Source organism: Blastococcus sp. CT_GayMR16 (assembly GCF_004570875.1).
In the GTDB taxonomy this organism is placed as follows: domain Bacteria; phylum Actinomycetota; class Actinomycetes; order Mycobacteriales; family Geodermatophilaceae; genus Blastococcus_B.
This window is the reverse complement of record NZ_SPQK01000003.1, coordinates 34659-48199: the sequence shown is the minus strand read 5'-3', so window position 1 is coordinate 48199 and position 13541 is coordinate 34659. Positions and strand designations below refer to the sequence as shown.

Annotated in this window: 10 protein-coding genes; 7 read left to right on the top strand and 3 right to left on the bottom strand. The window is 63.8% G+C overall.

Going from position 1 to position 13541, the window contains the following annotated elements:
- Positions 1–335 precede the first annotated feature (335 nt).
- The 6 genes from E4P38_RS04980 to E4P38_RS04955 all read left to right on the top strand — a co-directional run bounded on the left by E4P38_RS04980 (position 336) and on the right by E4P38_RS04955 (position 8990).
- Positions 336–1343 (top strand): hypothetical protein, encoded by a 1008-nt coding sequence (locus E4P38_RS04980; RefSeq protein ID WP_135130679.1) that lies wholly within the window; start codon positions 336–338, stop codon positions 1341–1343.
- Positions 1344–4251: 2908 nt separating this feature from the next.
- Positions 4252–5157: an IS110 family transposase gene (locus E4P38_RS04970; protein ID WP_209308937.1), complete on the top strand. Its 906-nt coding sequence runs from the start codon at positions 4252–4254 to the stop codon at positions 5155–5157.
- Positions 5045–5485 (top strand): transposase, encoded by a 441-nt coding sequence (locus tag E4P38_RS23140; RefSeq protein WP_348633779.1) that lies wholly within the window; start codon positions 5045–5047, stop codon positions 5483–5485. Before E4P38_RS04970 ends, E4P38_RS23140 begins: the two co-directional genes overlap by 113 nt.
- 202 nt (positions 5486–5687) lie before the next feature.
- Entirely contained in the window at positions 5688–7310 is a 1623-nt protein-coding gene (locus tag E4P38_RS04965; protein ID WP_135130677.1) for a hypothetical protein, read from the top strand.
- A gap of 285 nt (positions 7311–7595) precedes the next feature.
- Positions 7596–8363 carry a DUF3800 domain-containing protein gene (locus tag E4P38_RS04960; protein ID WP_167760449.1) on the top strand — a complete coding sequence of 256 codons (768 nt, stop codon included), beginning with the start codon at positions 7596–7598 and terminating at the stop codon, positions 8361–8363.
- Positions 8364–8732: 369 nt separating this feature from the next.
- On the top strand, positions 8733–8990 hold the full coding sequence (locus tag E4P38_RS04955) for a hypothetical protein (protein ID WP_135130675.1): 258 nt from the start codon (positions 8733–8735) through the stop codon (positions 8988–8990).
- A gap of 40 nt (positions 8991–9030) precedes the next feature.
- Here E4P38_RS04955 and E4P38_RS04950 read toward each other — a convergent pair whose 3' ends face one another.
- Positions 9031–9306 carry a hypothetical protein gene (locus E4P38_RS04950; protein ID WP_135130674.1) on the bottom strand — a complete coding sequence of 92 codons (276 nt, stop codon included), beginning with the start codon at positions 9304–9306 and terminating at the stop codon, positions 9031–9033.
- Positions 9307–9536: 230 nt separating this feature from the next.
- Between E4P38_RS04950 and E4P38_RS04945 the strand changes: the two genes are divergently transcribed.
- Positions 9537–9806 carry a hypothetical protein gene (locus E4P38_RS04945; protein ID WP_135130673.1) on the top strand — a complete coding sequence of 90 codons (270 nt, stop codon included), beginning with the start codon at positions 9537–9539 and terminating at the stop codon, positions 9804–9806.
- A 50-nt stretch (positions 9807–9856) separates the two neighbouring features.
- Here the strand turns inward: E4P38_RS04945 and E4P38_RS04940 are convergent, their stop codons facing one another.
- Together E4P38_RS04940 and E4P38_RS22805 are read right to left on the bottom strand one after the other, a co-directional pair.
- Positions 9857–11755, bottom strand: a complete 1899-nt coding sequence (locus E4P38_RS04940; RefSeq protein WP_245160797.1) for a hypothetical protein — start codon at positions 11753–11755, stop codon at positions 9857–9859.
- Positions 11756–12729: 974 nt separating this feature from the next.
- Positions 12730–12987 (bottom strand): hypothetical protein, encoded by a 258-nt coding sequence (locus E4P38_RS22805; RefSeq protein WP_167760447.1) that lies wholly within the window; start codon positions 12985–12987, stop codon positions 12730–12732.
- Between the last annotated feature and the right edge of the window lie 554 nt (positions 12988–13541).

The following is a 13541-nucleotide window of genomic DNA, read 5'->3' as shown; positions in this document are numbered from 1 at the left end:
ACCCGGCCGCTAGTGTCCGCACGTCAAAGCGGGTTGGCGGGGAGATTGGCCGACGCTCTCGTGTGCGCAGAGAAGGCAACATTTGCGGTGCGCGAACGCGCTTGTCAATTGCGGCGACGCTATTCGGACATTACTTGAACAAGTTTGAACCAGAGTGCGCAGAACCCACCCTATTGCGCCGGGCATTCGGTTCCTCACGACCGCAGGCGATCCTAGCTATCCCCCTGGTCCTCACACTCCTTTTCATTGCAGTCGAGTTTCTGGCTCGGGAGCCTGGTCCTGCAAGTGTATGGTGGCAGGAGAGCTGCACATTACTCAGTCATGCCATTCCATTTGTGCCGCTGCCAAACTATTGCACCGACCAGCTTGTCCGCCCGTTCTTTCCGCTATCCCGCGACCTCCTCTCTATCGGGACGCTCGTCATCCTGGCGATCACGCCTGCCCTGATCAACCATCAGTGGCGCGGCTACCGCGATCTCCATGGGCAAATGACAAATTGCGGCGCGCTGACGTTCCGAACACCCGCCTCTGCAGCCGTATTCGACGCCAGGATCGACGCTGCCAATCGCAACTTTCGCGTAATTGCAAAGGTTAGCTGGCTGATATTCCTCTTCGCCTTGATTGTAGTCTGGACGCTCAACACGCAGACGTCTGACGGCCCCTATGAGGCGCTCGCGCCCGACGGACCGGCACGCGGCGCGTGGCTTGAAGCTGCACATCAAAGCTTGTGGGCGAATCCGCGAGTCAACTTCTTTGGATTCTCGGGCTATCTTCTCCTGGGGTCCTACGGCGTCTACATCATCACTTTGCAGAATCTTGTGGGCCTCAATGTCATCTGGGCCTACTTGGCATCGAGACACCACGTTTCATTCGGGGCGGACCCGGTAAATCGGGACGAGTTCTATGGTTGGCTACCGGTAAGGCGCGTGCTGACTGCGACGTATATCGAAATCGCCATTCATGGTGTGGCACTTGCGGCCGTCGCCATCTCGCTTCCCTCGGCCATCATACTTGGACCATTCCTCTTCGTCGCTGGACAATGGGCGATCACCCTGCCGATCTATCTGGGGTTCCCGTTCATATTCGCACGCCGTAGAATCTCCGCATACAAGAAGGTGGAACAAGCCCGCTTAGAAGCGAGCATGGCTACCGAGATGCTCGGCCAGGGGGCAGCGCGGGTTATTGAGATAGAGAACCTCTTCGCAGGTCGAATCGCTCAAATCCGCTCCATCCCGTCACTTCCGTTCCGCCGCCCGCGCGACGTCCTTGTCTTCTCGATCAGTCTCATTGCCGATCTATCGGCCGTGTACATCCTGCTATCCAACGCCTCTGGAAGGACCTGACAATGGGGCCGTGGTCTCGCGTTACCTCTCAACTCGAGGCGAATCTCGATCGATTTCTCAAGAATTGGGGACCGATCACGTGGCGGGATGAGGTCTCGGCGATGAAGGATGAGTCGGATCCCCGTCTCGGCCGACTATTCTGGGCTCTGGCTGGGGTGGAAGACGACTCGCGTCATATGCGGGTAAAGCTACATTGGTCGGGAGCCGACCGCTCTACTGTGATACAAGACTTCAATGTTGTCTGGCTGGCGGAGGAAGCGGAGCATTCCCGGGCGTTCATGGCAATGGCTAGCCGGCTCGGCTTTAATGTTGACTTACCGTCTCACGCGACGCTTCATCGCGACCGGAGGGCGGTCATCGCGGCTGGTGCGCTGCGGGCCGGCTCTGTATATAAGGCTGGCATGCTTGCAGCGTATCTGTGCCTGGGCACGCTTCAGGAGCATGTGGCGCTGAGCGCCTACAACGCAATCGCCCGAGACCCGCGAACTCCTCAGGTCATCGAGCCCGTATTGAAACGTATTGCGGCGCAAGAGGGTCGCCACATGCGGTTCTACCGGCAGGGCGCTATAGCCGTCTTCGAGTCATTCCCCGAGACCAAGGCCTTTGTCCGAGCTGTGTCCCGACGGACGTGGCGCCCGCCCGGAGTGGACCTTTTGGGCAAGCGCGCGTGGGCTGACGTGTTCTTACCGGTCCTTGATTCTGAAACGGGAGCGATGATCCGAAACGTCGATCACATCGCGTCAGAGCTCCTTGGGGAACCGATGAGGCTCATGGAGCGATTCGAGCGCGGCCTCCGCGGAAATGCTGCAAGAGTAGTTCTACCAAGGCAGTCGAATGCTCCTCTGGAAGCCAGTGAGAGCCGTCAATCTCCTCGAAGTCAAATGGTCCAGCCACGTACCGCCGGGTTAGCTTCGCCGCCGCGACCGTGACGACTTGATCCCCCCGGGACCATATGTACAGCGTTCTTGGTGTGATTGGGAGATTCCAAGGCTCTTGCATTATGTTTAGCGGAATTGCCCTGTACCAGTTGAGTGGACCGGTCAATCCGTGTGGACCTTCTTGCATTCGCTCAAGGTGTGCTTCGGCAGTCTTGTCGTCCAACCCTGTGCTGGCTAGCCATGCCTGCGCCAGGCGCGGGAAGAATCTTGCGACCTGCTCCACGAGGCTGGGAATCATGAGGGGAATCACGTACCAGCTTCGCAGTGCTTGAGAACTGACAAGAAGGGATCGCGCTAGCGCCTGAGGGTGTGGCATCGAGATTACCGTTAAGGATTTCACTAAATCCGGTCGCCTATGGGCTAACGACCAGGCCACCGACCCGCCCCAGTCGTGTCCAACAATATGTGCCGACGTGCTCCCAATCGATTCTAGCAACCCGATCACATCGTCCACCAATAGGCGCAATCGGTAATTCCTTACCCCCCTGGGTACTTGAGTGTCAGGGTAACCCCGCTGATTAAGGATGAGGCTGCGAAACCCCTCCTGTTGCAATCGGTCGGCGATTGGCATCCAGACGTCAGAAGGCTGCGGGAACCCGTGAAGATGAACGACGATTTCCGCATGATCCGGCCCAAGGGTTCGATACTCAAGGCGAACGTGTCCGCTCTCGTAGTACGGCATGCCCAACCCTATTGCCATGCGGTGCGCCATGTATATGGCCGGGGGGCCGCAGGCCTGATGGACGCGGCGAGCGCTGGCCGCAACTTGTTGGGCTTACCCGACGCGGCCCTAAGGTCCCGGCCAAGTTGTTGGGGCAGTTCTTGCAGCAGGTCGCACTGCTGGGGGTCGTCGTCATGGGCCTGGTTCCTGCTTGTCCTTCAGGTGCCGAGCCGCTCGAGTAATAAGGACACCGGGGGCACGGCCTGCCTGACGCGCCGTTCCACGCAGGGTTCAGCGCCGGAACAGCCAGTACGCCCTCTACTCCGCCGCCCCCACGAGGCCTGCCCCCCGATCTCCTCACGGACGGCGGCTGGCAGACACCGTCGTGGCCGTACGCCGCGCACGCCGGCTTCGTCCGCAGCCGGGCAGCAGCCGAACTCCTCGGCGTTCCGCTTTAGAAGATCGGCCGGCGGATCGCCGCGCGGCATCACCTTGATTCTTCGGACGACGCCGGACTGCGGTGACCAGCCCGGTGAGGCGTCAGCGTGACCTATCCGTGGGCACGGTGGCCCCTGCAGCGAGACGTTCAGCCGCCTTGACCTGTGCGTATCCGGGCTCGCGGCGTGACGTATTCATGACCTATCCATCGGAAACAGGGGTCTCTAAGGGTCAAATCGGGGGCCTTCAGAGGGTCCTGCGGGACTCCTCCGGTATGCCTAACAGGCCATTTGACCTGCGGTTTTACGTGGAGCGGGTGACCGGGATCGAACCGGCATGGCCAGCTTGGAAGGTCGGATCGGTCAATTCGACTTTACTGGTCAGTCGCCTATTCGCTCAGTGGAGGTCCTCTTGTCGTACGTGCCCTATCGCGTCCTACAGCTGTCACTCAAGGGTTCCAGTTCGTCGGTGGGTGACTCGTGGCCGCGCTAAGCATTGCGACGATGGCCATGGCGATCTCGGCGTCACGGTCGCCGGCAGCTTGCTGGACAGGAGCGCGGCGACGGGGGAGGAGCGGACGAGGTGCGGCGTGAACTGGTTGCAGCGGTTGCTTGCCGATCCGTCACAACGAGTCCCTCTACCTCAGATGCAAGACGTGTAACGGTTGCGATCTTGATCGCTGCCCTTGCGGATGAGAATGCTGTCGGGGTCCGGCGACGTCGTTGCACAGTGGTGCGGGTGAGCCCGTAGATGTGTATGGCGCGGGGCCCTCGGGTGCCCCTTGATTGCTGCCGTGAGCGCGTGGGTCTGTGTCCTGGCAGAGGGCCCTCCGGACGACACCCCATCGGTGTCGATGCGAAGGAGGAATCCGATGGAGGTCATGCATGAGCGGGTCGCCGGGCTGGATATCGGCAAGGCGACGCTGACCGTGTGCGTGCGGACGCCGGGCCCGCGAGGCCGGCGCAGCAGTGAGACGCGGACGTTTCCCACGACCACCCGAGCGCTGGAGGTCATGCGCGACTGGCTGCTGGAGCGCGGCGTGACGATCGCGGCGATGGAGTCGACCTCGACGTACTGGAAGCCGGCGTTCTACTGCCTGGAGGAGGTGCTGGAGGTCTGGTTGTGCAACGCCGCGCACATCAAGGCGGTGCAGCGACCCAAGACCGACGTCAAGGACGCCGAGTGGATCGCCCAGCTGCTCGAGCACGGGCTGATCCGCCCGTCGTTCGTGCCTCCGCCGGAGATCCGCCGGCTGCGGATGCTGACCCGCTACCGGGTGCAGCTGATGGGCGACCGCACCCGGGAGGTGACCCGGCTGGAGCTGATGCTGGAGGACGCCAGCATCAAGCTGTCCTCGGTGGCGGCCAGCCTGACCAGCGTCTCGGCCCGGGCGATGCTGACCGCGATGATCGCCGGGGAGCGCGATCCGCAGGTGCTGGCGGAGATGGCCAAGGGCAAGATGCGGATCAAGATCCCGCAGCTGGTCGAGGCGCTGACCGGGCACTTCAACGCCCAGCACGCGCAGCTGGCGCGCACCATGCTGCACCGCCTCGAGCTGGTCGAGCATGCCCTCGCCGAGCTCGACGCGGTGATCGCCGAGGCGTGCCGGCCCTGGGCGCACCAGCTCGAGCTGCTGCAAGACCATTCCCGGAGTCGGGCCGAAGGTGGCCCAGGTGATCCTCGCCGAGACCGGTGGGGACATGTCCCGCTTCCCCTCCGCGGCGCACCTGGCCTCCTGGGCCGGTCTGGCGCCGGGCATCTTCGAGTCCGCCGGTAAGCGCCACCAGCCCGAGGCCCAGCACGGCAACAAATGGCTCACCTCGATGCTGGTCGAGGCCGCCGGCTCAGCCGGGCGCATGAAGGGCAAGAACTACCTCTCCGCCCAGCACGCCCGCTTGACCGCTCGCCGCGGGATGGGCCGCGCCCAGGTCGCAGTCGCCCACTCCATCCTCGTCTCGGCCTACTGGATGCTCACCCGCGACGAGCCCTACCGAGACCTCGGCGCGGACTGGCTGGCCCGCCGCAACGACGAGGCCCACGCTCGCCGGCTGGTCGCCCAACTCGAACGCCTCGGCCACACCGTGGTCCTCGACCCGGCCGCCTGACCCAACTGCAGAGGAACTGGAGGACGGGCTTCGCCCGCCCGCGCTGACGCGCGCCTGCAACCCACCTATTCACGGGTCTGTGATGGCCCGTGATCTTGAAGGCTTGAGTAGAGCCGCTTGGTAGTTCCCGTGTCAGTGTCACCGCCTACGGTTGTGCGGCAGATCGGGTCCGGAGCGGCGGAGGTCAAGTGTTCGGAGGCAAGTGCGGCTGTTCAGCAAGCTGGACCTGGTGAGCATCGGCGACGACACCGGCGCGGACGAGCCGAACCCGGAGGCTGCTTCCGAGCACCTGAGTGAGGCGGATCCGGACGCCGTCGGCGACGCCAGGGACTCGGCCGAGGACACGCAGGCGGCTGCCGGTCAGGGCCGGGGCTTCCAGCTGGCCGGAGAACTCGACCGGACGCTCGCCGCTGTTGCCGGCGCCTTCCCCACGACCTCAGTGGCTGCGGAGGCGACCACACTCAGCGAGCAGTTCGCCGAACTGCCGCGCAGCGCGATGCCGAAGATGCCAAAGCTGTTCCCCGATCTGCCGCCTCATCCGCTCCATGCTGAGTTCAGTCGGATCGGTGACCTGGCCGCGGAGCTGACGCGGAGGCAGCTGCCCGAGCCGCCGTGGTCCGCCGAGATGAGTCGGATCGGTGAGCTGGCCGCGGAGCTGACACGAACGAAGCTCCCCGAGCCGCCCTGGATTGCCGAGTTCAGCCGAATCGGTGGGCTTGCCGCGGAGCTGTCGCGAAGCGCGATGCCGGAGATGCCGCGACTGTTCGCTGACCTGGTCGACAATCTCCCAGCCGCGTCGTTGACCACGGAGTTCAGCCGGGTGAGCGAGTGGGCCGCCGAGCTGTCCCGCAGCGCAATGCCGGACACGACCCGGCTGTTCGCCGAGCAACTGAAGGTGGTCGACGAACTCACCCCGTCGCCCCTGCAACGGATGGAGCTCGCCGCGACAGCGGAACTGGCCCGCAGTGCATTCCCGAACTCCGGGCTGGAGACCTGGCGGCTGTCCCTGCTCGCCGAAGCCGACGCCGCGCGCCTCGCGGGTGTGCGGCTGCCAGAGAGTGTCCCGGGACTGCTCGAACAGCTCGGCGCCCGCACCAGCCTGGCCGCGAACCTTGCTGAGCGGCTGGCCACCGTGGCGCCGGCGGGGGCCCTGACGGCGGCGACGACCACCACCACGCGCGCGTGGGGCCGGTACATCGCGCTGAACCCGACCGCGCACCGGTTGCAGATGTCCACCGTCGCTGGGACGACGGTCGGCGGCCTCATCGGTGGCGACCTGCTGCTGCGACCAGACGACGTCGACGTGGAGGAGGTGGCCGAGGAGGTCGAGCAGCGGCTCGTCGAGCCCTGGCAGACCGGCCCGGCCGGTGCTCGCGTCGAGCTCTTCGCGGCCCTGCGCGCCATCGACGCGAACATCGTTGCCTTCATCGAAGGCGGTTGGGACGACGTACAGCGGAGCGGCTCGGCCGCGCCGTCGAAGATCGCGCACTGCGTCGTGGAGGCCGTCGACCACACTCTGCGAGCCCTCGCCCCGCACGAGGCGGTGCACGCTTGGCTGCATAGGGACGGACGGAAGCCCACGAAGGCGGAGCTGGACCAGAAAGGCAACCCCACCCGGCCCGCGAAGGTGGCCTACGTGTTGCGCGACCGGACCGGGGACCGACGCCTCGTCCAGAGCCAGGAGCAGGCCCTCGGCAGCCTGGTGGGTCGGATGCTCGACCAGGCCCAGGGGATCAAGCACACCCCCGGCGCGGCGACGGTGATGCAGGCCCAGATGCTGTTGGTGACCGTCGAGGCGTTCCTGATGCAGTTGGTCCTGTCGTAGTGACGGCGACGCCCGGCCATCCACCAGACTGGACGTTCCTCGTCGCAGAGAACTCCGGTGCACGTTGGGCCGCAGGCCTGCAGTTCGTCATCGGCATTGCCCCTGGCTAGCCCGATGTTCAGGCAAGCGAACAGCGACGGTAGAGGCCAGCAGTGCACAGGTCACCACCGAGAGGCCCCTCGCGGCGACCTCGGCGCTTCAGGCGCAGGTCACGCAGGTTCTGTGCAGATCGACACGCAGCTTAACCACTCAAAGTGTCGCATCTCGCGGGGTTACGGTCCCCGAGTGACCAGCAGTACGCCTCCCCTGCTCCGGACATACGTCGACGAGACGGGGGACCGGGGGCGCTCCGGGAAGAGTTCTCGCTTCTTCGCGATGGTCGGAGTGACCATCGCCGATGAAGATGACCACCTCCTCCGGAGCGCCGTCCAGACTGCTCGGCAACTGTTCGGAGTTCCCTCCACGAAGCCTCTGCACTGGGCGGATCACGTGAAGACGTTCGCCCGACGTCAGGCCATGACGTCGTTGCTGGTCCCTGTTCCGGCGCTCGTGAACATCGTCATCTTCGAGAAGGCGTCGATACCGACGGGGGCGGTTCTGTTGACCGACCAGAGTCGCTTCTACAACTACGCGGCTGGGATGCTCATGGAGAGGATCTTGCTCACTGCCAAGTACTGGGCCGGTGGCCCACGAGACGTCATCGTGAACTTTGGTCATGTTCGAGGCTTCAACCACCAGGAGACACAGAAGTACTTCAACCTCAAGGAGCAGCAGGATCCCGCTTGGGTTCCGTGGGCTCGTCTTCACGGGCAGCCCAAGTTCCTCGGTATGGGAAGCCTCGACGGGTTGCAGGCGGCGGATCAGTACGCCGGCATGCTGAGTGCCGCGATGGTGGCCGATCCGTACGGCGGCTATGAGGAGCACCACCTGCTAGCCATCCGTCACCGAATCCGACGGAACCCGCAGGGGAAGTGCGAGGGTTTTGGCTTCAAGGCCATGGTGGGACCGGCCACCCTGCAGTCGTACCCGTGGTGGCCGGCCGGTGGCCTTTAGACGACGCGAGGCGGCCAGGAAGCCCGGGGCGCCTCAACCGGCTTGAGCCGGAAGGGTCTGGCAGCAGACCTGGCGTGATCCCCGCGGCCTCCTGGCCGCCTCGCATCTACAACGCTAATGGTGTGTACGTCCCTTGTAATCCCTCAATGCGATGAACCGCCGTGTCGTAACGCTCAGTATTCACAAGTTTCACAACTTCTTACGCAGCGTGATAGTCCGTCCGGTAGGGCTGCCGCCGAGGGAGTCGCTGATCTGTCACATCGCATGAGCGTGGCGCGAGGTAGCGACCTCGAGCTTCGCCAGCTCCGACGCGCCACTTCACCGGGCGCCCACTTCCGTGGGCGGGGCAGCAATCCCTACGGTCAGAACATGGAGCCCTGGGAGACCCTGCTCGTCCGCGCCGAGGCCGGCCACAACCCGCAGTTCGTGCTGCTTCCGTCGCAGCCCAACCTCGCGACCATGGTCGCACCGAACTACGACACCACCGTTGCGCTGCTGAACCAGCTCGGCGAGCAGGGCTGGCGGCTGGTGAGCGCGGACATGTCCGACAACCGCGCTCGGACCGGCGTCTACTGGCTCACCCGACCGAAGCCTCAGTCCGGGGGTAGCTGGGCAGCCAGCGTCTGACCGGCCGAACCGACAGCAGCCGGTGGAAGGCCGGCCGCGCCTACCCGTTGTCCCGGACCGAGATGTGCCCGTCGTACAACTCGACCACGTCGGGCCGCGTGACGGCTCCGGCGGCCAGGACCCAACTGGCGAGCGTGCCGGCCACGTTGGTGTTCTGGGCGCGGGCCGCGTGCTCGTCGGCAGGGACGTCCTCCGTGCCGGCCACGTTGACCTGCATCCTCCTGCCCTGTTCCAGGAAGTACGCGTCGGCCAACTCGCGGGCGGCGGCCCAGTCCTTGACCTCGAGGTCGAACTCGGCGGTGATGTGGAAGCGCATGGCAGGGAAGGTATTGCGTGCCTCCGACGTTCCTGGCCCGGTCCAGTGCTGGACCTTAGGGCCGCCGCGCTGTCCCTGAACGGGGCCCACTATGCTAACGGACAAGTTCGACACTCAGCTCATGATCGTCAGCGTGGTCAAGGTTGGTTCGACGCCTTCGAGCTGGGAATCGGCGACAGATTGCGTCGCAAGATCGACTACGGCCGGCCCACAGCAGTTTCGGCGTCGTCGTGCTGTCCAGCTCCCTCTTCGCCAAGGGCTGGACTCAGTACGAACTCGACGGCATCGTGACCCGCGCCGTCGCCGGCGAGCAGAGCCTCCTACCCTTCTGGCACAAGCTCACCAAGGCCGAGGTGATGGCCCAGAGTGCGTCGTGGGCCGAGAAGATCGCCCGCAACACCGCGGAGTACACCGTCGAAGAGATCGCCGAGGAGATCGCTCGTCAGGTTCGCCCAGACGCCTTCAACGACTCGATCGACGAGGTTGCTGTCCTCGACTGAGGCGCGACGATCGGGCCAGGCCGTCGCCATCCAAAGAGGCGCCACGCGTGTCAGACCGTTCGTCCAACGCTCGCCGCCAAGCGCACGGCCGCCGACGCGTGTGTCAATAGTTGAGCAAGGAACGGCTTAGCCCAAGTCTTCCCGTCGGCCTCGTAGGCGTGCAGACGAATTGCTAACGTGAGCGGCACGATGATCCCGCCGTCTTGAAGTGCTCGGCGGACTCCCTCCTCTGCGATTTGGTCGATTGGATCTTGATCAAGGCGTTCGATCAGGCATGCGGCTGCGCCGCTGCGTATCGCAGGGTCTGGGTCCGTAAGCAGCACAAGCCAGCCAATGGCCGACCCCGCAAGGCGGGAGAAGTGCAAAAGGCGGGCCGCTTCTGCTCGGTTGACGGGGTTCAGTAGAGCTGTAGAGATCACCGCTGCTACTTCATCTTGCGCGAGCCCGCCGCTCGCCATCGCCAGACGCATTGTGCCGCTAGGAATTGGTCGGCCGAAGTCGCCCGTGAGCTCTGGCATCGAGACCAACGTGTGCGCTTCGGCTCGGATTTCCTCCTGCACATCTGGCGGTAGAGACTCAAACTCCTCCGCTAGGAGGCGGCATGACTCGTTCTTGTCGTGCGCCCCCACCCTTGGGTCTAGTAGTAGCGCGAGCAACTCGTCCCATCTTGCGAGCGACGGCCAGTGGAGGCTGAGCAACGCGACAATGTGAGCTGAGTCGTGCCCACCAAAGCCCCAGCTGCTTCCCGCTGCGGACTGTCTGATGTTTGCAAGAGCGTCAACATGCTTGCCGATGAGAGCCGACACGACTTCTGGGGCGAGCTGCCGCACATCTCCGAGCGCCCCTAAGGCGTCATCATCCCCCGTAGCCGCTCGACTTTCGAGTTCTTCGCGCAACTCGCTGTCGGCGGCGAGTTCAAGAAGTGCCGCTGAAAGGCCCGTATCGGACTGTCGTCTTCCAGCGTCAGCCAGGCCCTCGGGCCAGTCATCCCTCTCCGCCTCGACGTACGGCAGCAGCCGCGCAACGAGACTGCTCCAGTTTGCTGCAAGGACGGAATCTCCAACGTCCTGCAGAGAGACCAGAGCCAGGACAATCTCTGCGCGAACCTCCTTCGAGCATGCCCGGGTCAGGCCACGCAACGCGTCGACAACGTGCTCGCGGACAGAAAACGAGGGTCTCACGTCCTCGAGAAATTGCGACGGATCCCTGAGGATGCGCAACAGGTCCTTTACCGCCTGATCCGCCAGCTCTTCGGCGATGAAATCCCCGCAACGAGTCCATACCTCAAGTGTGCTTCTGCTTGTCGAATGCGCCCACCGTGCGGGTATGGTCGCAGGGCCCGTCGCTGCAAGAGCGGACAATGGGCCGTTCCGCTCTAGATACTGAGTGACTATCTTAAGTAGGTCCGTGTCGGTAGATTGACGCAACGTGTCCAGCGCTTTGGTGACATGTTGGGGTTTGCCCTCGAGGGTGCTCTGTGTCAATTCGTACATTGCAAGCTGTCGAAGGTGGCTGCGGCACGTTGCGTAGTCCCCGCACAATTGTGCGGTGGTCGCAGCACTCCATATTCTGGATGCGGCTACATCCTCAAATGACCATCGCGTCGTAGTGTCTCTGAACTGCGCCCGAAACGAAGCGACTTGCGCCTCTGCGAGGCCGTAGCTGGCAGAGTTCTGCCGCCACCAGGAGAGGTAGTTGTCTGATGCCGACAAGAGCACCCCCAGCTCCGGGCCTCGGAGCCCGGCGTTGGCATTGTGGAATACGGCCCAGGCGGCTACGGACTGCATTGCAATGGTGGTCAAGTCTGCATGGGATGTTCGTATTCCTTGCAGGAGTTCGGTCGCAGCCTTTATTGCTTCGGCATAGTCTCCGACCTCGCTCTCGAGTGATATCCTATGTGCTGTTATCCAGGCGTGGTCAGCAGGCTCCAAGTTGTCGGACTCGAACATTGAGCGCGCAAGCTGGAGGGCGTCTTGCCAACGTTCCTCGTTCAGATACGCGCAGATAAGAAGCGCGCATGCTGCCGCCGAGTCGGTACTCCCGGGGCGTGCAGAATCATGCATGACCCTTAGGAGGGGGATGGCATCATCTTCTCCTGTAGCTGCACGCCAGGCCGCGCCTACTAGTCTCCATCGCCACGTCCTGTGAGTCAGGGCCTCCTCGGGCGCTGGTACGCGTTCCACTTGCTGGCTGATCGAATTCAGATCGCGGAGACGACCCTGCATAACAAGCGCTAGGGCCTCCTCGGGCTCCAGTTCGATGCTGAGCCCGGCGTTGCGATGCGGGGCGATCAGGCGTGGCGCCAGCAGCGCATACCGGAGTCGCCTGTCCAAGCCAATAGTTCGGGCACTGCCGGACCATACTGATCCCTGATAATCGTTGCCTACAGCCGGGGTTGCAACTGCCAGTAGAGCGGGAAGTTGAGACGGTTCAATCACCTGAGTTCGAGGCACACGTACCTTAGCGCCTTGGCCTGTTGGCACCAGGGCTTCCGCTGTGACCTGTGCCCAATATGTTGTGCGGGTAACCTCGTCGTTCAGGGCGAGGATGTGGGGGAGGCTGTGCTCCGTCCAATAGTCGAAATGTCGGGGTGTCTCTTCGTAGAACCACCAACCGTCGATGTCGCCATTCTGGTCGTACGTGGGTTGTTCGAACCAGCTCGGGCCAGATTTAACCTGAACACCGATGAGGGTTCCTAGATCAAATCGTCGTTCGTCCCGAATCTGAACAAAAAGATCGGTACCGAGGTCATGGTTCGGGTTCTCAACTGGGCCCCAGCCGATGCGCTGAAGGTTGCCCTGAACGTCACTGACCCCGACTGCCCCAGTTCTTTCGGCTCGACTGGCTCTCAAGGCTTTCTCATTCCTGCGCGATGTTCCTGTTTTGCGGCACCGATGACTAAGACTATTGCCAAAGATGGAGACTACTGGTTGGCGGGGGCATCGTTGGCGGCGCTGCGGCTGGACCTCTCCCGCTCTCCGCCGCTCTCCGCCGCTCGCCGTCGGCCGAGGTCGGGGCGGGTGGGGTGGCCGTGGCCGTGGCTGTTGTGGTCTACCGGGGAGTTGAAGCTGCGGTAGCAGGCAGTGCGCGGGTGCTCCGGCAGGCCCCAGAACGAGTCGACGCCCCGGACGGCGACCTGCTCCTCGGTGAAGTTGTCGGCGTCCCGAACCGGGTGGATCACCCGCGGCGTGATGCTCAGCAGCAAGCGGGAGGTAGCTGCCGCGGGGGAGGAGGGCGGCGAAGCGGCTGATGACCCGCTCCAGGCCACCGAGTCGACCGGTGAGGGGTTGGCGCAGGCCAGGGATCGAGAGGTGTCGTTGGCGGCCCTCAAGGCGCCGGAAGAAGAACTGGCAGGTGCAGCACCACCAGCTCAGCTCGAAGGCAGGCTTTTCGTCCAAGAACAGCACCCGGCGTCCGACGCCGTCACCGGCTGGTCGCTGCTCCCCGCCGACACGAGCCGGGGCGCCGGACTGTCCAGAGACATCGCTTTGCCGGCCGCCAGGAGCACGTCCAGCACTAGCCCGGCCGGTGCTTCCACCCGGGGAGCCGCGATGGGCGCCTGTCCTGCCGAGCGCTAATGAGCCAAGTTAACAAGAGGCATTCTTGGTTGCAGTTCTGGTTGCAGTTGGCCCACTTCGATCTTGGTTCACGCTCGTTCGCCGTCGTCCGGCGAAGCGCCGAACCGCCTGCTCACCAGGCCTTTTCGGACTTCGGCGGGCATCGGCGAACGCCGTC

What these genes read in the sequence shown, in the direction of transcription:
- E4P38_RS04940 (WP_245160797.1), bottom strand. Translation starts at nt 11,755, where the DNA reads ATGTTCGAGTCCGACAACTTGGAGCCTGCTGACCACGCCTGGATAACA.
- E4P38_RS04970 (WP_209308937.1), top strand. Translation starts at nt 4,252, where the DNA reads ATGGAGGTCATGCATGAGCGGGTCGCCGGGCTGGATATCGGCAAGGCG.
- E4P38_RS04950 (WP_135130674.1), bottom strand. Translation starts at nt 9,306, where the DNA reads ATGCGCTTCCACATCACCGCCGAGTTCGACCTCGAGGTCAAGGACTGG.
- E4P38_RS04955 (WP_135130675.1), top strand. Translation starts at nt 8,733, where the DNA reads ATGGAGCCCTGGGAGACCCTGCTCGTCCGCGCCGAGGCCGGCCACAAC.